Below are 19,345 nucleotides of genomic sequence, written 5' to 3' on the forward strand. Positions count from 1 at the left end.
AAAGGGGGCATTCAACTGGGCGGCGGTGGCGGGGCCGTCGTCACCGCTGAAGCCCTTGGTGTCCGTGCCGGCGACCGTGCTGATCTTCCCATCGGCCGTGATCTTCCGGACCTGGTGGTTTCCGGCATCGGCGATGTAGAGGTCGCCCGCGCGGCCCACCGCCATTCCCCTCGGGCGGCTCAGCTGGGCCGAAACCGCTGGACCGCCGTCTCCGTCGGATCCCGCGGTCCCGGTCCCCGCGACCGTGCTGATCATCCCGTCAGTCGTGATCTTCCGAACTCGGCGGTTGTTGTAATCTGCGACATAGAGGACGCCGGTGCTGTCCACCGCCACCGCGTACGGGCCGTCCAACTGGGCGGCGGTGGCGGGGCCGTCGTCACCGCTGAAGCCCTTGGTGTCCGTGCCCGCGACCGTGCAGATCTTCCCATCGGCCGTGATCTTCCGGACCCGGTGGTTTCCGGCATCGGCGATGTAGACGGCGCCTGCGCTGTCCACCGCCACCCCGCGCGGGTAGTTCAGTTGGGCCGAGACGGCAAGGCCGCAGTCACCGCTGAAGCCCCTGGTGCCCGTGCCGGCGACCGTGCTGATCTTCCCGTCAGTCGTGATCTTCCGGACCCGGTTGTTGCCATAGTCGGCGATGTAGAGGGTGCCGGTGCTGTCCACCGCGATCTCGTACGGTTGTTTCAACTGGGCCGAAACGGCAGGCCCGTTGTCCCCTGTGAACCCCGCGTCCCCGGTCCCCGCGACCGTGCTGATCGGAGGGGCGGAGTCCTCGCCATCTGTGGTTGCCGAGTGGGCAGTGCTCATCGCCATCCCTTCACCGTTACTGACTGCCTACTACGAGCGGTTGTCGTTGGAAGCGGACGGGTCCTCGGCGGTCGGCTTGGGGGCCTTGGGGGCCTTGGAGAAATCGCTCTTCTTCGGCTTGCTCTCCAGGTCCTCGTCCTTTTGAAGGCCGCTGTGCTCCGTCACCGTCGCACTCGACTCCTGCATGCCGGCGGATGCCGCCGTGGACACCGAGCCGGGATTCTGGGCGTACTGGGCCTGCGCACCGGCCGACGCCTGGGTGGTCTGGATGAAGGAGCCGAGGAAGCCCAGGATGGCCCGTGCTTCGGGCGATTGCTCCTGTACGACCTTTGCGCGGGAGGAAGCCCCGTGGATCGCGCTGTTGAACAGGCTCGTGCTCTTGTCGTCGTATGTGTCGTCGTCGGCGTCCTCGAAGTCGACGCCGGCCCCCGGCTGCGGTTTGGCGGCGTCGGTGGTCACTGAGAAGAGCCCCGCGCCCTTGCCTGCGGAGCCGAAGATGTTGTCGAACACCATGGTCGTCACCTCTGGTCGTCGTCGTGGCGGCGTGCCGCCCGCCGGTCAAGGCTGCTTGTGCAGCTCTCGTTCGCTGCCGGTCAGGCTCTCGCCGTCGAACATCGTGTGGTGGACCTCCAGGGCGGAGACGACTTCGGCCAGCCCCTTCATACGGAAGCCGTTGCCGCCCGCCAGGTCGATGTCGCCGAGGCTGCGGGCAACCACCTGGTCGAGGCCGGGGTAGTTCCCGGGCTGCGGGGGAGACAGGACCGCCACCGGCACGTCGTACCTCACCGCGAGCAACCCGGAGAAGGTCACCGGGATCTCGTACGAGTACTGCTTGCGGGTACGCCGCTGCGTGACAATGGTCTCCACGCGGGAGCCCGGCGGGACTTCGCCGGAGATCTGCGAGGTCGAGGCCCAGCTGGTGGTCAGTGTGCCGCCGACGGAGCCCGTGATGCCCAGCATCAACTGGGCGTTGAGTTCCGCGCTGCCTGCGGCGCTGCCCGTGGTCGTGAACGCCGCCGAGCTCGTCACCGAGTTCGACGCGGAGTTCGCCACCGAGTTGGCCACGCCGTTCTCGGTGCCGTTCGCGGTGTCCGAGCCGATGTCGTCCTTGCTGTTCTCGCTGGTTACGGAGTTCGTGACCTTGTTCTCCATGCCGTTCTGGAGCTCCGTCCCGAGCTGCGTCTGGAGGTCCAGCTGGAGCTGGCTCTGGAGTTGGAGCTGGAGTTCCGCGCTGACGCTGCCGCCGAAGGTGAGCTGGGCCTCGCCCTGGAGCGACCACGTGACCTCGTTCGACACGGTGAACTCGACCGAGTCGGTGAAGGTCATCGGGGATGTCTGGCTGCGGTTGACGTAGGCGCGCGAGGAGAACGAGTCGGGCGGGGGCTGGTTGATGTTGCGCCGCTCCTCGATCAGCGGCTCCCCGAGGTTCATGTAGGAGAGCCAGCCCAGTTCAAACGCGGACCCGGGGAAAGCGCCGAAGCTCGACTTGTTCACGGAGAACCCGACGGGCTTGTGCCGCACACCGTAGTCGTCGACGTAGACCAGATTGGGGTGGTCCAGGACGGACTGCCAGGTCTGCTCGATGTTGAGTTCCCGCAGGTTCTTCTTCGTCAGCGGCTGGCGCTTGGCCCGTTCCAGGTTGTACGCGTTGGAAGGCATTTCCCGTCCTCGACTGATCTGGTCGAACTGCGCTCGGTGAATAATAAAGCGGTAACAGGCATTTGTGCATGTCCCGACAATGAAAATTACCGCGGTCCCCATCATCCAAACGGTCACTCCGTGCATTCACCCAATCGGGTGGTCAAGGTTCGGCGACTGTTCTCAACTCGCAGGAGCCGACGGTACGTTGAAGTGCTGCCAATCATCCGATCGATGACTTTCCGACATTCCTGCCTGCGAGGGCTGCGGCCTCGGCCGTTGACGTGGGTGAGGGTATTGATTCGGCCATCCAATCGCTTTCAGAGTCGTCTTGATCGAGGATGATTGAGCCTGCAGTAATTCCGTGCGATAAAGCACTGAACCGAGTGCCCGACGTATTGTTCTCCACATTCAGAACAGGTGAGGTTTCCGCGATGTACACCCAAGAACGCACGACAATGGCGAATTTGGTGGTCGGCGGCCCGGTGGCGGTGAACAGCTACGACAACGCAATCGTGGCAGCACTGCTCGAAAACCGGCCGGTCATGCTCGTCCACGCCTTCAATGGCGGCTACCTGCGGCCCGCCGACCTGAAGGAGGAGAGCCACGACAAGGGGGTCGAACTGGCCACCGCGCTCGACCCGGACACCAAGGAAGCGCAGGGCCACCTCTGGTACATCACCCCCGCCGGCTTCTTCGGGCAGCGACCGCTGTACTTCATCGAGAGCGCCGCGGGTCAGGTGTCGCCCGAACCCGCCGGTGCGGGCGAAGCCGACGCCGGGCGCGGCGACGACGGCGCGCCGAAGCCGCAGCGCAGGCGCATCACCGTCCACCAGGAGGCCCCGAAGAGCACGGCCGACACCGTCCAGGTCGGCCTCCCCGACAAGGTCGGCGACAAGTGGCGCGGGAAGAACGGCGCGCCCGAGGACACCCAGCTCTGGGTCGTCACGGTGACGCCGTGGGGCGGGATCACCTTCGTGCCGATCACCCACCCCGACGCCATCCTCGGGTTCAAGGACCACGCGGTGACGGCCGACAGCGAGGTGCGTCTCACCTACAACTGGGGCGGGGACTTCACCGGGACGGTCATCAACACGTTCTATCCGCGGCTGCCCAGCGAGTGGAACGTCCCGTACCACCACGTCTTCACGTGATCCGCGGCCACGGTCGCGCCGAACCCGTCCCGAGCCAACGCCCGCACCGCCTGGAAGAGGCACCACGATGCCCGTTCCCATCGAAGAACTGAAGCTGGAGATCGTCAACGCCGCCACGGGGAAGCCTCTCGGCGCCGAGGCCGCGCCGAGCGCGGACGGGGCGCTCGTCGTCCGCGACTTCCCTGATGGCGGCCCGAGCCCGGAGCAGTGGCAGCTCGCCCCCGTGCAGGCCGCGCAAGGCGAGCAAGCACAGGACGACCACGGATATGTGATCCGCAACGCGGCCAGTGGCAAGGTGCTCGACGACCCCGCCGCCGCGGACCGCGCCGTCCGCCAGTGGGACGCCGCCGACGGCAATCAGGGCCAGCAGTGGCACGTCGTCCCCGTTGAGGGCGAAGCGGGCCTCTATTTCATCGAGGGCGCGACCGATGGCGCCGTTCTCGACCTCGACGAGCCCGGCGCGGACGACACCCGAATCGTCCTGCGCGAGCACGACGACAGCGCGGAGAGCCAGCGGTGGCGGTTCGTGCCGGCCGAGCCCGAGCGCACCAGCGACCCCGTGCTGCGCTGGGCACCGCTGGGTCACTGGAACGGCCGCCGGTCCTGGCGGCTGGCCCCCTCGACCGCGCTGCGGCCGGCACCCGGCGCGACGCCCTCCTTCAGCAACATGCTGCTGGTCCTGGAGCAGTTCGGGAGCGACGAGGACGCCGGGAATTGGAACAGCGAAGGCGCCACCCGCGCTCCCGGCGGGCAACCGGGCTGGTGGGCCGGGGCCGGTGCGCGGTTCCTCGCCGACACCACGGGAGAAGGGCGGGCGGACATCGTAGGGCTCAAGCCCGCGGAGGGGGCCGTGACGTCGTCCAGCAGAGGCGACGGCACGTTCGACGACGAAGAGCGCGTCCTGCACCAACCCGTACCCTCCGCGAGCCCCGAGGACCTGTGGACCCTCGCGGACACGACGGGCGGCGGCAAGCCCGATGTCGTCGTGCTTGCCGCCGACGGTGTCCGAGTGTCCCCTCAGGACGAGGGCGGGACGTTCGCGCCCGCGGGCGGCGAGCCGGTCCTCAAGGCGTTCGGCCATGGCGAGCAGGCCGGTGGTTGGCTTGCCGACAAGCACCCCCGTTTCCTCGCCGACACCACCGGTGACGGCAGGCTGGACATCGTCGGCTGCCACGACGACGGCGTCTGGGTATCGCTCCAGGACGAGGAAGGAAAGTTCGCACCGATCGGCGACGAACCGGTTCTCCGGGCGTTCGGCCACGACGAGAAGGCGGGTGGTTGGCTTGCCGACAAGCACCCCCGCTTCCTCGCCGACACCACCGGTGACGGCAGGCTCGACGTCGTCGGCTGCCACGACGACGGCGTCTGGGTATCGCTCCAGGACGAGGAAGGAACGTTCGCCGACCCCCTGTACGTCCTGGACGACTTCGGGGTCGACCAGGGGTGGAGCTCGGTCGAGGAGCACCCCCGGCTCCTGGTCAGGACCGCCAGTGACGGAGCACTGGACATCGTCGGGTTCGGCCCGCAGGGCGTCGTCGTGTCACGCGGACGCGGCGACGGCACGTTCGAGCCCTCAAAGCTCGTCCTGAACGACTTCGGGCTCGCCCAGGGGTGGACGAGCGGGAAACACCTCCGGTTCCTCGCCGACATCACCGGCGACGGCAACCAGGACATCGTCGGCTTCGGCAACGAGGGGGTCTGGGTGTCGCACAGCCGCGGCGACGGCCAGTTCGAGCAGGCCCAGCTGGTGTGCCGCGGGTTCGGGCACAACGAGGACGCAGGTGGCTGGCGGGTCGACCGCCACCCCCGCTTCCTCGCCGACATCACCGGTGACGGGCGCGTCGACATCGTCGGCTTCGGCGGCCCGGGGGTGTACGTGGCCCGAAACCTCTTCCGCCGCTTCAGGACCCGATAACCCTCGGAGGACCTCCACAGCCGCATCCCGGCGACTCGCCATGGGCGTGCCGGAACCCGTCACTCCGACCCGACGTGCGGCCTGGCACGCCTTCGCCTGCGAGGCCGCACGTCGAGTTCCTCCCAGGCTTCGCCGGGAGCGGTCCGGGCTTCCCGCCGGCGCTGACGCACACCTGCTCGTCCGGCAAGGCCGCGTTCGCCGATGACTGACAGCCCACCCCCGCGCCGACGAACAGGCCGCTGCCGCCGTCACCGACCGCACCCTCCTCGGACGCTTCGGCCGCCCTTGCGAAGTCGCCGACGCCGCCCTCTTCCTCGCCGGCGACGAGTCCACCTACTTCACCGGCTCCATCCTCTGCCCCGACGGCGGCTTCCACGCTCCCAGCCGCTGACCCCAGCTCCGGGCTGCACCGGGCGGGCAAAGGTCGACGTGGCCCGCTGCTTCGACCAGTGGGGCAAGCCCGAGCAGTGCTACCGCGCCCTGCTGGCCGCCGAGCAGGCCGCGCCACAGGAAATCCGCCGCGGGACAGTCAAGGGTCTGGCCGGCGGCCTGCTCCGCCACGACCGGAGCCTCCCGGGCGTTCGCGCCTTCGCGGGCCGCGCCGGCGTGCCCTTCAACTGATCTGACCCGCAAGGGGTTTGCGACCTCGCAAGCAGGTTGCGGATCTGTCTCTCCTCGCGGCGGTTGACTCTTCTCATGCCGCCAGGGGCCGCGCACGGCCGGCCTCTCCTCGCCCCCGGCGGTGGTGATGACCACCCCGTCTTCGAGGAATCGCCCCATGGACGCCACCGACACCACCCCACCTGTGATGGGCGACGGATGTGACCAGCTCCAGGCCGACATCGCCGCCGCCCTACGCACCAAGTCCACGCTCCCGCCGTATGACGAAGTCCTCCGGCTGATCGACGCCCTCAAGGGCCACTTGGCCCCGCTCGTCGAGCAGGCCCAAGAGCACGTCGGTGGGCGCATCGACGAGCAGCGACCGGGAGACGGCGCCAGGCGTCAGTCGATCGCTGGAGCGGAGTTCCAGCTCCGGGCCGGGCCCGGCCAAGGCTGGTCTCGGCCACGCATCGCCTGCAGGGCCTCGCCCGGTGCCTGCTGCATTTCCAGCGGCACCTGCACGGCACATCGGCGGGTGGCCGGTGAGGGGCCGGCACCGCGACCGGGAGCCACGCCTCGACGTGTGGTGGGGGCGGCTGTGGCTGCCGGGCACCACCGCCGGACTGTCCCTGCTGGCGCTGACCGTTCAGCACGACGGCGATCGTGCTCAGGCCGCTGTCCCCCTCTCGAAGCCTGACACGGAGCCGGCGCCGCCCGCCTGGATGACTGAGTCCAAGGGGTAGGTGCCGTGCATGGCATGAGGCGAGGGAGCCCAGAGACCGGTTGTGACGCCAGATCTGGACTCCCTCGCCACCGCACCGTACGTGAAGACCGATGACCTGCTGAAGGAATCGCCGCACCTGGCCCTGTACCGGCCCGCCGTCGGTATCGCGCCCCAGCTCAGCGATGCAGAACTGGTCACTCTCTCGGTGATGCAGTCCCTGCTCGGGTTCACCTCCGAACGGCGGTGGATCCGCCACGCCCGCGCCCATCTGCGACATCTCTTCCCATACGTGCCCGGGCAGTCGGGCTACAACAAGCGTCTGCGCAAGGCCGTGGACCTGATCGCCCACATGAACTGACTGCTCGCGGTTTCAGCCGGGGATCGTCTCGATTCGTTCGCGGTTGAGCAGATACCTGGGCAGGTACGACTGCTTGGTCTCGAGGGGGAACCCGTAGTCGTACGCCAAGCTCGCCATGGCAAGTGGACCGAGCGCCACCTGGGCGCGTGGCGCCGCCGAGTCGCCCCAGTACCCCTCGTGGTGCGCGAGGGCTTCGGCCAGCGTCTCGGCGAAGGCGTCGTGGTCGCGTGTGATCAGGCGATGGAAGAGGGCGACCGGCTGGTAGTCGATCAGGTTCACGAAGTCCTTCGGGGCACGGGTCACGACCTCGGGCTCCGACATCTTCACGGTGGTGATCAGCTTCTCCACGGTGTCGTCCATGGGACGTTCGGACCAGTAGGTCTGCAGAGTGTCGATCCATTGCAGGACGTACTCGTCGACACAGTCGTCCCGCCGCAGTGCCTCCAGCGGCACCTGGCACAGCCGGCTGACCCGGTCCGGCTGTCGGCACACGACCGCGAGGTAGAAGGCGTCGAGCCAGGCGCGGGCGTCCGCGGGCGGCTCGGCGGGGGTGGCGGGCAGCTGCCATACGAGGTCCTCGCCCAGGCAGCACTCCTGCGGCTGCGCGCCGGTGAACAGCGCGGAGCCGAGCTGCACGGCAATGGCCCAGGGATCCCAGGTGTCGACGTGGTCTGCGTCGGGGTCCGCTGCGCAGCGGGCGTGGCCAAGTGCGAGGGCGGCGGCGAAGGCGTCGGGCAGTGTGGCCGGGTCTTGGGCGAGGCCGGCGATCGACTCGGCTGTGGTGTGCGTGAGTTCGGCGACGTCCAGTGCCCGGGTGGCGGCGCGGGAGGCGAGCCGGCCGGCCCGGTCCAGGCCGGTCAGGCCTTTCATCATGCCGAGCAGTTCGGGCGGCGGCTTCAGGGAGAAGATGCGGGTGTCGTGGTCGATGACCGTGAGCGACGTCAGGCCGCCCCGGTGCCACCAGTAGACGCGCGGCGAGAGCGAGCCCGGCCCGTCCTCGTGAGCGCCGAAGGCGTACATGGCCAGGTCGTTGATGGCGTCGGCCACGGAGCCGTCGACGATCGGGTGGTATGCCAGCAGGTGGCGGGTGGGCACGACGACGAGGGCGCCGGCGTCCGGGAGCGGCTTGCCGGTGACCCGCCGGGCCAGTTCGGACAGGAACAGCGCCTTGCTCGCGATGAACGGGGAGTCACCGTACACGGAGTGCAGCAACGCCCGCCCCTTGAAGGACACTTCCTCGTGCTCGACGGGTATGCGCATCAGGTTCGCGTACGCCGCCTCGCCCAGCTCCGGCAGCCCGGCGCGTGCCACATCCCCGTCGGTCAGGATGCGTACGGTGGTGGGACCGTCGAGGGCGTAGGCGAAGACGAGCCCGTCGGCCACCACCCGCGCGTAGCGCATGCTGTCTGCCATCTCCCGGGTGAACGACTCGACGGACAGCAGCCGCGCATGCGTCCCGCGCAGCAGTTCCTCGGCGCTCTCACCGCCCTGGCTCGCCTCGCGCAAGCTGGCGAAGTGCGCCGCAACCAGCTCGGGCCAGCGGTCCTGCGCAGCGTGGCGGCACATCTGCGCCAGGTTGCGCAGGGAGGAGCCGTGGCCGTCCTGGGTATAGGGGGCGGCGAGCGCACGCAGACGTGCAGCCTGCACAGCGGTCAGCACCGGCAGTTCGGGGTCGGAGGCGTCCGGCGTGCCAACGGCGTCATCTCGATTCACCCTGCGACTCTACGCGGAGACGACGCCTTCAGATTCACTGGTCACGCAACGCCTGAAGTGGCCGGGAGAGTCGGCGAGGCACGCTTCGCTGCCTGACGACATGGAGAGCATGTGGTCGTCGGTGACGCCTGCTCCGCCGACGGTCTCGCCGCGCTTGCGGGCGGATGCGTGGCCTTCCGGGGTGCCGGCGAACCCCATCCCCGCTGCCGGCGAGCGCGCCGGGTAGGCCACCGCGGTACCCGTCAGCGCCTCAGCAGGGGATGATCGCTCCATGGCCTCGCAGTCCTCACCCACCGCCGCACCGTCCCCCTCCGACGTGCTGCGTCGGCGGTACGCCGACCGCCTGCCGGCCTGTCTCGACGACCTCACCGGCCCCACCCACGGCCGCATCGAACTGCCGCTGCACGTCGCCTGGTCCGGCCTGCGCACCTACAACCTGGACCAGCCACGCCAGCGCATGAGCTACTACCGCACCGTCCTGGCCGAGGGCCAGCGCGACGACCTGACCTCCCTCCTCGACCAGCGCCTGCTGGTCTCACCGTGGCCAGTGCTGCACACGCTGGTCAGTCGACACATCCGCGAGGCGTGGGAAGCCGCCTTCCCCACCCTGACCAGCGGGACGTCCGCAGCCGCGTGAACCTCAGCGCACTCCACCGCCGGCTCCTGGCCGATGTCCTCGCCATCGGCAGCCCCTACCCCTGGTCATCACCGGCGGCTACGCCGTCCAAGCCCACGGACTGGTCAATCGCCTCAGCCAGAACCTCGACGTCGTGGCTCTGTACGTGACGAGGAGCAGTGTTCTACAGCAATTTGGGCTCTGGCTCGCTTACCGCGACGCGCGCACTCTAAGTGACAACCGAAGCTCGGATCGGCCTGCGGGAAGTTGCCTGAAATCCGCCTCTGCGTCCCCGGAAGCCTCACGCGAGTGATCAAGTTTCAGGCACCGTTCGAGATCGGAAAGACTGAGATGACCAAGCGGAAGCTGCTGAGTGAGATGACCAGGCCCGAACGCTTCCAGCGGATGCAGAGCGAGGAACGCCAGCGCGGCAGGAGGTGCGGCCGCCGACATCCCTGGCACGGCGTGGCTGACGTGTCCCCGCCTGGCTACGACGACCCCGCTCAAGCCCTCGCCGCCCTCGAAGCCGTAGACGGACCGATGGATCGGACGGAGCACAAGGGAAGGCTTTTCGCCATCCTCGACCGGCGGTGCCTGGGGCAGCTGGACGGCGAGCAGCTCAAACTACTCCGCGTCTTGCGAGGTCCCAACCACCACGAACGCCGTGGACAGCGCATACGATCGCGCCCCCGGGACAAGTACACGCGGGACGAGATCTTCGAACGCGACGGGTGGATCTGCGCGCACTGCCTGACCCCGGTACTCCAGCATCACCGCCGATATGATCCGCGCCGTCCCGAGGTCGATCACATTGTGCCGATCGCTGACGGCGGCAGTGACACCCTTGACAACGTGACCTGCTGTCACGCGTTCTGCAACAACGACCGCCCCTCCTCAGCGCGCAGGGTCAGCGTGGAGGAGGCTCGTGGCCGGCTGTCCCGGAGAGTCACTGTCGCATCCCCGCAGTCGGCCGCAGTGAGCGCAGCACTTTGGTCTCGGCGTGGTCCGCGGTCAACTTCCAGCGGAGTTTGGCGGTGACCCGGTCGGTGGCGTAGGTGCAGGTGGCGTCCTTGGCAGGCGGCATCCATTCGGCGGGGTCCTCGTCGCCCTTGGCGCGGTTGGGGCCGAGGCTCACGGCGACCGGAGAGCGGTCGGCCTCGGGGTCGTTGGCGTACTGCTCACGGCGTTCGGCGGTCCACCTCGAGGCGCCAGCTGGCGGGGAGCGGCATTCCCACCGTGCGATATTCCCGGCGCTGCGGATAGCCGCGGCGTGCTCACACTCGTCCGACAGGCGACCGTCTTGGTCTGGTTGCTCGTTCAGGAGCAGTCGAAACGGTCTCTGTACGGGCGGTCAGGGCAGGTTCGGCATTCGAAGAGGTAGACGCCACCCATGTCACCCAGCATCAGGTTGGCGCCTTCGTACCGGGCGCCTTGATCCTCAAGGGGAGTCCAGGCCAGCCGGGACGCGGCATCCGCCTCGGTGCTCTCTACCGTCAGCAGATGTTCCATTGGCTTTCCGCACCCTGAGCAGTCCGGCCACTGCGGGTCCTGGCACCAGCCGGGGTACCCGCCCAGCTTGGTCCCCGGAGCGGTGGACAGGTGGTACTGGTAATCCCACCCTGTCTCCGTTTCCACCTGCTCGAAACGCCGCTCCAATGCGTCCCAGAGTACGTAGGGCAGATCCCAGCTCGGGTACTCCGTGACCAGCTCTGGATGGACCACGCATGGCTTCGGTACACGTCCGAAGCAAACCTCGACGGGTACTGGCGGTGCTTCGCAGATGTTCCCGACCGCCTCTGCATTGCGCCAGTGCACCTCAGGAATGACCCATCGGCCGTCGTGGCTCCGAGGGCACCAGAGGACCTGCAGCAGGTCACGTCCAGGTGGAAACGGCACGAGGCCCAGGGCATCGGCAGCGTAGAGCTGGATGACCGGCACCATCGGCGACCCCTGGTGCTCCGGACACACGGGCCAGGGCTCCTGCTCGGGCCACAACAGCGGCCCGCCCATCGAACTTTCCCGCCACGTCGGATTGCCCGCGCGAGGGTGCATCCGTACTGCCTGCCTCCGAAGCGGGGCAACCTCTGGGAACAGCTGCTCGACGTCCAGGGGGCGGGGAGGCGTATGACGGGTCACGGGCGACAGGCTACGTGTGCCGTCACAGCTGGCGGAGGGCGTCATACCGGGCATGTGGTATTCCTGCCGAGGCTGTCCGGCCTGCGGTGCTGGGGCTGCGTCCGCTGCGTGACCCGCGCGACGACAATGACCCGAGGCCCGGCGATGATGGGTGCTACAGCAGCGCCCGAGGAATGGCTACTCCGAAAGCGGGCGGTCGTCGACAGCTTAATGACGAGGGTGGAAGTCAGGCGCTGGACGTCCGGCTGCACGACACCGTTATTGGCGGTTGAGGTTGCGGGTCACTCCGGCGGCGATGGTCGTGGCGAGGATCCAACCTGCTGCGATCAGGAGATAGGACAGCCATTGGTAGAGGCCGGTGGGGGTGAAGGCCTTCTCCTGGCCGAAGTCGATGATGGGCAGGAGAAGGTCGAGGGCATAGACGACGGCGTTGAAGTCCGGGCCTTTGCCGCGCTCGGCCGGGGGCGGGTGGTTCAGTCCGTAGGCGACTGCGCCAAGGAGTAGCAGGGTCAGGAGCCAGGCCATGGCCCGAGTGGGGTGGAAACCGTAGCCGACGGTGGCGTCCTGGAGGTAGCCCCAGAGCTTGCCGTACCAGGGCAGTGTGGTCCGGTGTCGGCGTTGCTTGGCGAGTTGGACTGCACGGGCTTCGGCGTCGTCACCGACGCGGCGGTACGAGGCCGCGAGTTGCTCGTAGGCGTGCGGCACGAAGCCGTCTTCGTCTCGCTCAAGCAGGGCGAGTCGTTGTGCGGCCGGCAGGCGCGGGGCGAGGCTGTCGTACGTCAGGCCCTCCAGACGTACCGTGGCGGGCCAGACCTGGGGCTTGGCGTGGATGACCTTGAAATTGGCGTAGTGCATTTTGACGTCGCCGGAGACCGGGACCGCGTCCCAGAGCGAGAACCCTGCTGCCTCACAGCTACTGATACCCAGTGCGACACCGCCCGGGTTGCGGAGCTGAGCCTCGATGAAGGTGAGCCAGCCGGTGACCTTGGCAGCGGTGAGTCTGACGCGGCCTTCGGCCTTGAGACCGCCCGCGTTGAGTCTGGTCCCGACCGTGAGGTGGGCGGCGTTGAGGGCGTCACCTGCCTCGTTCTTGATGTGGGCGTCTTCGAGATCAAGAGCGCCCTCTATCCGGGCGGCTCCGAGGCAGATCTCGCCGTGAGCCACCAGTTCGGGTGCCCAGATGTCGTTGCCGACGGAGGCTTGGCTGAGCTGGAGGACGCAGCCGCCGTCGGTGCCGAGGCGGGCGCGGTCGAGGAAGATTCCGCCGGAGACCTGGGCGCTGCCCAGCTGGACGCTCCCGGGGATACGGCAGTCGGTGAGCCGGATTTCGTCATCGACGCGTATGGCGGTGGCCATGAGGGCGGGGAGGCAGGACGCGCTGAGGTCGAGCCGGCGGGTCTGCGCTCCGTGGAAGTCCGGGGGGTGCTCGAAGTGGCAGGCGGTGAGGCGGAGGGGGTGGGGTATCTCTGCGTGCTGGAGGTTCAAGAGGCCGGTGATCCGGGCGCCAGTGAGGCGGAGGGCGGGCACCTCGCCGAGTTCGGACGGGTCGCCGAGGAGGAGGGTGCGGATGACCTCGGCACGGACCGTGCGCTCGGGACCCCAGGTGCCGGGTTGTTCGGGGTTCTCGTCCTGGGACTGGCGGAGGTCGATCGGTTCACCGCGGGGGAATGCCTGACACAGGCGGCGTTCCAGAGAGGTCAGTTCCAAGATCTCCACCTGCGGGACATTACCCCGTAGGGGGATGCCGCGGGGCCGGTACACGTGGGGGCGGGTGCGCGCCGGGGGAGACCTCTCACCCAGCTACCTCCCCCCAGAACTGCGCCTGGGTGGTGCCCCGGAGGTGCCAGCCCACGGCGTTGCTTTCCTGTGCCGGCTGTTGAACGTGGCCCGCTCCTCTTCTGCGCGTGGCGGGACACCGCGAAGACCGGGCCGCCCGGCAGGCGGCCGAAAACGCCCTCGCCCACGAGATCGCTGTGCTGCATGTGGCGTCGAAGAAAACGTACGGTGCCCCGCGCATCCACGCGGAACTGCGGCGGCTGGGAAGACGTGTGAACCGCAAGCGGGTTGAGCGGATCATGAGCGAACGGGGCATCTGCGGGGTCACCCGGCGCAGGCGCCGCGGCCTGACGCGGCAGGCGAAGAAGGCCGTGCCCGCAACCGACCTGCCCGGCCGCGACTTCACCGCGAACGCGCCGGGCACCAAACCGCACGGAAGATTCCGCCGCGGGGTGCTGCTCGTCGGCTCCTGGGCGGGGTGCGCGTTCATGGTGGCGCGCGCGGTCGGTCTGCTGGGCTACGGAGTCGCCGGTGACCTGAGCCTGCTGGCCGGCCGGGCTTCCGTACCGCCCGCCCACGAGGCCTCGCGCGCTTCCCAGCACATGGGGACCTCCTGCTGTGGTCGCCGTACTGGCTGCTCTTCGGAACGTGCTGGGGTATCGCGGCCTGGCGCTACCGGAGGCTCGGCCGATACCAACCGGCTATCACTCCCGCACGCCGCCCCTGAACGTGTCCTTCACCGACGAGGAACTGCGTACGAGACCCGGTTCGCCCGGGTCACCTGGAAGATTTCGATGTCGGCGCGCTGCTTGAGGGCGTCGGTGAATGGGTCACTCTTCGCGTGGACCGTGGCGACGATGTCGATGTCGGACTCGAACAGGCACCGGGCCGTGTCCGGGAACGCGGTGCACGCCAGCTCCATACGCCCGAGCTCCCCAGGGACCGGATCGGCTGCCGCTGCCTTGAGCGGCGGCAGTGCGAGCCGCTGCATGACGCTTGGATCGATGCCGTATCGACCCACCCGCGGTGGACCCGGGAAGTCGACGTGGGGGAGTACGGCTCGCGGACCGCCCTTCAGTGTTTCCAGCGCGAAACCGACCCGGGTGCCGCCTTGCCGGATCTCCTCCGTGGTGAAGCCGACAGTGCTACGGGTGCGCAGGGGCGCGGCCAACCGGCGGACAACGGTAGCCAACTGTACCCACGGGGACCGCACCGTCGATCGCCTCGATGACGCGTCCGGCCCATGCGGACTTCGAAACCCCGAAAAGCGGAGCCAGTTGGCGCATGGTGAGGTTGGTGTGCCAGTACGCGGTCACCAGCAGCATCCGGTCTTCCATGGCGATGGCTTATAGAACGCGATGACTTGGTGCGCAACGCATTCGCGGAATCTTCCGTCTCTTCCCATGCCGACGCATCGCGGCACCGTCGGGCACCTGGAATGTCACAGAAACATAGGATCAGTGGGTTTCCCGGCTCTACGTAAGACAACCATGGCGATGGCATGCCTGGCCGCCTCCGCCGCCCCGGCGCCGTCGACGGCCCCCGGGCTCCGGGCTCCGGCGTGGCGGCGTGGACCGGCGACCTCATCGTGGGCTGGTCCAACGGCGAAACCACCCTCCACGCCGACACCACCACCCGCCTCGGACGCGAATGCATGCTCATGCCCGCCAAGGTCAAATGACCCCACGAAAGGTGAGCCGTACATGATCTCTCTGCGCGCAGCAGCAACCGGTCTGACTGCAGCCGCCCTCACTCTCGCCGCCGCCCCCCTGGCATCCGCCGCCGACGGCTCCGGCCTGTCCGTCACCGCGATCGGTGACGCTCTCGGACGGGGAAGCGGCGTCGAGATCACTGCGGGCGCCTCCCTGAGCCGTTTCGCCGACAGCCACGGCGACATCACCCTCACCTCGGATGCGTTCGGCGACTTCATCAACCTCAAGCCCGGCGACTCCACCACAGCGGTGATCAGGTGCGACATCAAACCGGGCAGCTACGACGTCCGCGTCGTCAGCCAGAAGGCGAAGAAACCCGCCCACACGAAGATCAAGGTCGACTCCTCCCGCGACGGGTCCTGCACCACGACACGGAGCGGCGGCCCCGACACCGTCGTCGGTGTCACCTCGCACGGCAGCGACCCGGACGATCCCTCAAGCATCCACCCCGGCAGCAAGGTCGACCTCAGCACCGGAGTGGAGGGCTTCGCCGTCCACAGCGACGACAGTCCCCTCATCGTCGACTCCAACGCCTTCACCAAGCCGGTCACGCTGAAGGAAGGGAAGGCCGGCTTCGCCGGCACGGGCACCCTGCGCTGCGACATCAAGCCCGGTACCTACGCCGTCGAACTCACCGGCCCTGACGTCACCGCCCACGACCTCGACGACGGAGGACGCACGACGGTGAAGGTCTACCCCGGCCACGAGACCGCCTGTGCCCACCCCAAGCACAAGCACCAGGCGCAAGCCGCCGACACCTCCCGCTCCCGTGACGAGGACGGCCCGAGCGCCGCCGTCCTGGCGGCCTCGGCCGCAGGAACCGCCGTGCTGGCCGCCGCAGCCGGGTACACCGCCGGACGCCGCCGCAACCGGTAGACACCGAACGGCTGTGGGGTCCCGCCACTTCCAGGACGGGGCCCTACGCGCGGGCGTGCCTACGGCTTCCGGCCCGCACACTGACCGCATTGCCACCCGAGTCGCAGTCGAGCACCTGAAGATCCGCTTGTGCTGCCGGAGCTGAGCGGTACTCAGCACACCTCCCACCGCCTCCGCGCCGATTTTCCCCTTGTCTCCGCCTCTTGGCCGGGTCCCTTCGTGAACTCGGCACGGGTCACTGCTTGCCTGCTGCTGCGCCGCCGGGGAGGAATCCCGGCCACCCCGGCCGATTCTGGTCTGGCGATATCCCCTGATCTGCTCCGCGACCAGAATCTGTCCGCAGGTCCGCAGGTCCGCCGTTTTTGCGTCGGTGTCCGCTTCCGGGTGTGAGGTGCCTGGACGCGCACCGAAGGGGCACGGTCGAGGGGACGGACGAGGTTCGACAAGCAGGTGGAGGAGACCGCCGAATCCGTGGCGTTCGGCGTCGGACGGTTTCTGGCCGGCCGTGACATGGACGGCGTGAAGCGGACCGGTGCGACGTTCTGGCGCTCCGGTACCCGTGTCCTGCCGAAGGCCGAGGGCCGGGTGGTCCGGTCCTCGTACCGGGCAGGGTGGAAGCGTCTGACCGTCCGGATGAGCTTCCTGGGCGCGGCCACCGAGGGTGCCTGCCTGGGCGGGCGGCACCCGGGCACCACCGTCCGGACCGTCCAAGCCCTCTGGGAGGATCAGGGCGCGATGCTCCGGGCCCTCCACACCGGTGGCATCGGCGCCGTCTCCGTCGCGGGTGCGGGCGGCTTGGCGTACGGGATCCTCGGGCGCGGCCGGCGGGAGCTGATGCGCGAGTGGGTCGGCCCGCTGCACCAAGCGCTCGCCGTCCCGCTCGGGATCGCGGAACAGACCGCGTCGCGCCGCTACCTCCACGTCCCGAAGAACTTCAGCGACGACGACGCGCAGATACGCGTCGACCTGCCGGTGCACCTGCGGTTCTCCCGCGATCTGGTCGCCGACCTCATCACCCAAGAACTCGCCTGGAGGGCGTGACGTTCTCCTGGTACCCGGCCGGGCGCAAGCCGTACGTCCTGGTGAAGAAGACCCGCCGCCTGCCGAAGAAGGCCGCGTTCACGGACCCCTCGGTGCGGGAGCTGGTGGCGAAGGCGCCGGAGTCCGCGCCGGTCATCGGGATCGGCAGCGGCGGCAAGGTCGTCGGCGTGGACCTGGATGCCGAGTCGCCGCACATCCTGGTCAATGCCTCCACCGGCGGCGGCAAGTCGGTGACCCTGCGCTGCATCACCTGCCAGATGCTCCACCGCGGCTCGCTCGCGTACATCATCGACACCAAGCGGATCTCCCACCCCTGGACACGCGGCCTGCCGGGCGTCACCTGCTGCGCCGACATCGCCGATATCCACGACGCCCTGATCCGGCTCGGCATGGAAGGCAGGCGCCGCGTGTGTGTCGCGGACGAACTCGGCATCGACGCCGGCCCGGACGCGATCGGGCCGCGGCTGCTGATCCTCCTCGAAGAGGTCGTTTCCCCAACCCCTCGAGATTAGTTAGCTTAGGCTCACCTAATTAGATATCCTGCACGCCACCGGGGGAACACATGCCGTCCCAGCCAACGCACCATGCGCAACAGGCAATGCACCACACCAACTCCCGAGACGCCCAGGCCACATCGACACGCGCGGTACGTCTCGCGGGAGTCTGCGGAATCCTGGCCTCCATCGCCTGGCTCATCGGCGACATCCTCCTGCTGGGCAAGCCCATGGCGTCCCCGGACCGCTACCCGATCCTGGGCGCCTACGGTGGCGTCACCGGCGACTCCCTCGCCGCGATGCTGTCCGCCTCCACCACCCGCCTGGCCTGGGGCGCCCTGCTCGGCGTGCTGACCGGCCCGCTCTACCTCGTCGCCTGCTGGCACCTGTACCGCGGCCTGCGCCCGGCCCGCCGTCTCCTCTCCCTCCCCCCGTTCCTCCTCCTGGCCACCGGCTTCGTCCTCGCCCCCTTCGTCCACGGCTCCTTCTACTACTGGGGCCAGGCGGCCAAGGCCGTCCACGCCTCCGGCGGAGCCTCCCCCGCCCTCATCGCCCTCCCCGGCGACTTCGCCACCGTCCTCTTCATCCCCTACGCACTCCTCCTGGCCTGCTGGCTCACCGCCTCCCTCTGGATGGCCGTCGCCATTCTGCGCGACACCACCTCCTTCCCCCGCTGGATGTGCGCCACCACTCCCGTCGTCTGCGTCCTCATCGGCCAACTCCTCGCCAAGGGCATCCCAGGCCCGGCGGGCGTCCCCCTCCAGGGCGCCCAACTCAGCCTGGGCAACCTCCTGTTCTTCACCTTGACCACCGTCACCCTGTGGAACGCCCACCGTCGTAGGGCTGCATCGGCGACGCCTCAGGATCACGCCGGGCCGCGCCCGTAGCCGTCCGGCCACTCACGGACGAGCCCGAGCCGGGTCGCAAGATGATCTACCAGAAGTCCCATCCGCCCGATCAACTCCCTTGGCCTTGGCCGCCAATCGCTATTGCAGCGGCGTTGACGTGTACGGCCGCCGGCCGACGTTCGCCCTCGGGCTACTGCCGGACCTACAGCGCAAAATCTGCCGGACGTCTGTCCCCGTAGCGTTCCGGGTGGGGGTCTTTCCTTTCGGCCGTGGCCGTGGCCGTGGCCGTGGCTGACTGGCTCAGCGCTTGTCGATGGAGCCGAACCAGGGCGGCTCTCCCACGTTCGGGGCAGTGAAGCGGACGGCGCCGCCGATGCCGGCCGGCCGACAGCGACCCGGCCCGGCATTCCGTGAGCGGGCAGAGGGCCTTGCGTACGTCCCAACGGGTCTACTGGGAGGCGTCGTTGATCGGCTCGTGTGCGACGAAGAGGAACTCCGGACCGTAGTTCTCCTTGCCGTCCGCGGTGCGCTTGCGCTTGATGAGTGCCGAGCCGCGGCTGTCCAGGTCGCGCATCAGGCCGACGGCCCCGGAGACCAGGTCGGCGCCGATGGGTGCCTCCCATGCCTCCTGGAGGGCGGCCAGCATCTTGGTGTAGCTCAGGTTGAACTGGTGCAGCAGTTCCTTGGTCCCGGGCCAGGCCGAATCGTCGGGGGACGCGGGCCGGCCGCCTGCCGGGACCTTGCCCATGGGGTAGGTCTTGGGCCGAGGGATGGGGCACCGGTGAACTCCCAGTGGCTCTTGCCGTCGGCCGAGTGGTCGGAGACCTCGATCAGCTTCCGGCCGTGCCGGATCTCCCGGAAGACGTAGTAGTGGGCAAGTTCGCCGCCGGGAAGGGGTTCTTCGCCGACGCGCTGGTGCCTTCGCCCTGCTCCCTGA

Annotated in this window: 23 protein-coding genes and 4 pseudogenes; 16 read left to right on the forward strand and 11 right to left on the reverse strand. The window is 68.7% G+C overall.

The features are described 5' to 3' along the window. The 3 genes and pseudogenes from AB0D04_RS30345 to AB0D04_RS30355 all read right to left on the reverse strand — a co-directional run. A pseudogene (locus AB0D04_RS30345) lies at nucleotides 1-807 on the reverse strand (hypothetical protein); the annotation flags it as partial. 30 nt (nucleotides 808-837) lie between these two features. Next, a complete protein-coding gene (locus tag AB0D04_RS30350) occupies nucleotides 838-1,320 on the reverse strand; it encodes a hypothetical protein (protein WP_362709687.1) in 483 nt (160 codons plus the stop codon). A gap of 45 nt (nucleotides 1,321-1,365) precedes the next feature. Continuing rightward, nucleotides 1,366-2,466 (reverse strand): hypothetical protein, encoded by a 1,101-nt coding sequence (locus AB0D04_RS30355; RefSeq protein WP_362709689.1) that lies wholly within the window; start codon nucleotides 2,464-2,466, stop codon nucleotides 1,366-1,368. Between the two features lie 413 nt (nucleotides 2,467-2,879). On the opposite strand from AB0D04_RS30355, the gene AB0D04_RS30360 reads away from it, so the two are divergent. From AB0D04_RS30360 to AB0D04_RS30385, 6 genes and pseudogenes are all read left to right on the forward strand, one after another. After that, the gene (locus tag AB0D04_RS30360; RefSeq protein WP_362709690.1) at nucleotides 2,880-3,599 is read left to right on the forward strand and encodes a hypothetical protein; all 720 of its coding nucleotides are present in this window, start codon (nucleotides 2,880-2,882) and stop codon (nucleotides 3,597-3,599) included. 67 nt (nucleotides 3,600-3,666) lie between these two features. Then, nucleotides 3,667-5,514 (forward strand): FG-GAP-like repeat-containing protein, encoded by a 1,848-nt coding sequence (locus AB0D04_RS30365; RefSeq protein ID WP_362709692.1) that lies wholly within the window; start codon nucleotides 3,667-3,669, stop codon nucleotides 5,512-5,514. A 205-nt stretch (nucleotides 5,515-5,719) separates the two neighbouring features. Further along, nucleotides 5,720-5,905, forward strand: coding sequence for an SDR family oxidoreductase (locus tag AB0D04_RS30370; RefSeq protein WP_362709785.1), 186 nt, complete (start codon nucleotides 5,720-5,722; stop codon nucleotides 5,903-5,905). A 38-nt stretch (nucleotides 5,906-5,943) separates the two neighbouring features. Further along, on the forward strand, nucleotides 5,944-6,135 hold the full coding sequence (locus AB0D04_RS30375; protein WP_362709694.1) for a hypothetical protein: 192 nt from the start codon (nucleotides 5,944-5,946) through the stop codon (nucleotides 6,133-6,135). Nucleotides 6,136-6,322: 187 nt separating this feature from the next. Continuing rightward, nucleotides 6,323-6,811, forward strand: a complete 489-nt coding sequence (locus tag AB0D04_RS30380) for a DUF6415 family natural product biosynthesis protein (RefSeq protein WP_362709788.1) — start codon at nucleotides 6,323-6,325, stop codon at nucleotides 6,809-6,811. Between the two features lie 88 nt (nucleotides 6,812-6,899). Continuing rightward, nucleotides 6,900-7,184 (forward strand): annotated as a pseudogene (locus tag AB0D04_RS30385) (IS982 family transposase); the annotation flags it as partial. Between the two features lie 24 nt (nucleotides 7,185-7,208). Here AB0D04_RS30385 and AB0D04_RS30390 read toward each other — a convergent pair. Continuing rightward, a complete protein-coding gene (locus tag AB0D04_RS30390; RefSeq protein ID WP_362709696.1) occupies nucleotides 7,209-8,909 on the reverse strand; it encodes an immunity 49 family protein in 1,701 nt (566 codons plus the stop codon). Between the two features lie 9 nt (nucleotides 8,910-8,918). After that, nucleotides 8,919-9,182 (reverse strand): hypothetical protein, encoded by a 264-nt coding sequence (locus tag AB0D04_RS30395; protein ID WP_362709698.1) that lies wholly within the window; start codon nucleotides 9,180-9,182, stop codon nucleotides 8,919-8,921. On the opposite strand from AB0D04_RS30395, the gene AB0D04_RS30400 reads away from it, so the two are divergent. Together AB0D04_RS30400 and AB0D04_RS30405 are read left to right on the forward strand one after the other, a co-directional pair. After that, nucleotides 9,181-9,546 (forward strand): hypothetical protein, encoded by a 366-nt coding sequence (locus tag AB0D04_RS30400; RefSeq protein ID WP_362709700.1) that lies wholly within the window; start codon nucleotides 9,181-9,183, stop codon nucleotides 9,544-9,546. The genes AB0D04_RS30395 and AB0D04_RS30400 overlap by 2 nt on opposite strands. 519 nt (nucleotides 9,547-10,065) lie before the next feature. Next, on the forward strand, nucleotides 10,066-10,563 hold the full coding sequence (locus tag AB0D04_RS30405) for an HNH endonuclease (RefSeq protein WP_362709791.1): 498 nt from the start codon (nucleotides 10,066-10,068) through the stop codon (nucleotides 10,561-10,563). Here the strand turns inward: AB0D04_RS30405 and AB0D04_RS30410 are convergent. From AB0D04_RS30410 to AB0D04_RS30420, 3 genes are all read right to left on the reverse strand, one after another. Beyond that, entirely contained in the window at nucleotides 10,472-10,660 is a 189-nt protein-coding gene (locus AB0D04_RS30410; RefSeq protein WP_362709797.1) for a hypothetical protein, read from the reverse strand. The genes AB0D04_RS30405 and AB0D04_RS30410 overlap by 92 nt on opposite strands. Nucleotides 10,661-10,842: 182 nt before the next feature. Then, the gene (locus tag AB0D04_RS30415) at nucleotides 10,843-11,466 is read right to left on the reverse strand and encodes a DUF1963 domain-containing protein (protein WP_362709703.1); all 624 of its coding nucleotides are present in this window, start codon (nucleotides 11,464-11,466) and stop codon (nucleotides 10,843-10,845) included. 453 nt (nucleotides 11,467-11,919) lie between these two features. Further along, entirely contained in the window at nucleotides 11,920-12,186 is a 267-nt protein-coding gene (locus AB0D04_RS30420; RefSeq protein ID WP_362709706.1) for a hypothetical protein, read from the reverse strand. Between the two features lie 76 nt (nucleotides 12,187-12,262). Between AB0D04_RS30420 and AB0D04_RS30425 the strand changes: the two genes are divergently transcribed. The 3 genes and pseudogenes from AB0D04_RS30425 to AB0D04_RS30435 form a co-directional block, all read left to right on the forward strand. Then, complete coding sequence (locus tag AB0D04_RS30425) at nucleotides 12,263-12,355, forward strand: hypothetical protein (RefSeq protein ID WP_362709709.1); 93 nt, start codon at nucleotides 12,263-12,265, stop codon at nucleotides 12,353-12,355. 2 nt (nucleotides 12,356-12,357) lie between these two features. After that, nucleotides 12,358-13,398, forward strand: a complete 1,041-nt coding sequence (locus AB0D04_RS30430) for a hypothetical protein (protein ID WP_362709711.1) — start codon at nucleotides 12,358-12,360, stop codon at nucleotides 13,396-13,398. A 167-nt stretch (nucleotides 13,399-13,565) separates the two neighbouring features. After that, a pseudogene (locus AB0D04_RS30435) lies at nucleotides 13,566-13,766 on the forward strand (IS3 family transposase); the annotation flags it as partial. Between the two features lie 407 nt (nucleotides 13,767-14,173). Here AB0D04_RS30435 and AB0D04_RS30440 read toward each other — a convergent pair. Together AB0D04_RS30440 and AB0D04_RS30445 are read right to left on the reverse strand one after the other, a co-directional pair. Further along, nucleotides 14,174-14,650 carry a nucleoside-triphosphatase gene (locus AB0D04_RS30440; protein WP_362709714.1) on the reverse strand — a complete coding sequence of 159 codons (477 nt, stop codon included), beginning with the start codon at nucleotides 14,648-14,650 and terminating at the stop codon, nucleotides 14,174-14,176. A gap of 10 nt (nucleotides 14,651-14,660) precedes the next feature. Then, nucleotides 14,661-14,774, reverse strand: a pseudogene (locus AB0D04_RS30445) (transposase family protein); the annotation flags it as partial. Between the two features lie 164 nt (nucleotides 14,775-14,938). On the opposite strand from AB0D04_RS30445, the gene AB0D04_RS30450 reads away from it, so the two are divergent. The 5 genes from AB0D04_RS30450 (at nucleotide 14,939) to AB0D04_RS30470 (ending at nucleotide 18,447) form a co-directional block, all read left to right on the forward strand. After that, nucleotides 14,939-15,118 carry a hypothetical protein gene (locus AB0D04_RS30450; RefSeq protein ID WP_362709716.1) on the forward strand — a complete coding sequence of 60 codons (180 nt, stop codon included), beginning with the start codon at nucleotides 14,939-14,941 and terminating at the stop codon, nucleotides 15,116-15,118. Nucleotides 15,119-15,140: 22 nt separating this feature from the next. Further along, nucleotides 15,141-16,025, forward strand: a complete 885-nt coding sequence (locus tag AB0D04_RS30455) for a hypothetical protein (RefSeq protein ID WP_362709718.1) — start codon at nucleotides 15,141-15,143, stop codon at nucleotides 16,023-16,025. Between the two features lie 450 nt (nucleotides 16,026-16,475). After that, a complete protein-coding gene (locus AB0D04_RS30460; protein WP_362709721.1) occupies nucleotides 16,476-17,066 on the forward strand; it encodes a hypothetical protein in 591 nt (196 codons plus the stop codon). Next, complete coding sequence (locus tag AB0D04_RS30465; RefSeq protein ID WP_362709723.1) at nucleotides 17,063-17,578, forward strand: hypothetical protein; 516 nt, start codon at nucleotides 17,063-17,065, stop codon at nucleotides 17,576-17,578. Before AB0D04_RS30460 ends, AB0D04_RS30465 begins: the two co-directional genes overlap by 4 nt. A gap of 86 nt (nucleotides 17,579-17,664) precedes the next feature. Continuing rightward, nucleotides 17,665-18,447, forward strand: coding sequence for a DUF6796 family protein (locus AB0D04_RS30470; RefSeq protein ID WP_362709726.1), 783 nt, complete (start codon nucleotides 17,665-17,667; stop codon nucleotides 18,445-18,447). 409 nt (nucleotides 18,448-18,856) lie between these two features. Here AB0D04_RS30470 and AB0D04_RS30475 read toward each other — a convergent pair whose 3' ends face one another. After that, a complete protein-coding gene (locus tag AB0D04_RS30475) occupies nucleotides 18,857-19,156 on the reverse strand; it encodes a hypothetical protein (protein WP_362709729.1) in 300 nt (99 codons plus the stop codon). Nucleotides 19,157-19,345 lie beyond the last annotated feature (189 nt).

It is taken from the genome of Streptomyces sp. NPDC048483 (assembly GCF_040651455.1).
GTDB lineage: Bacteria > Actinomycetota > Actinomycetes > Streptomycetales > Streptomycetaceae > Streptomyces.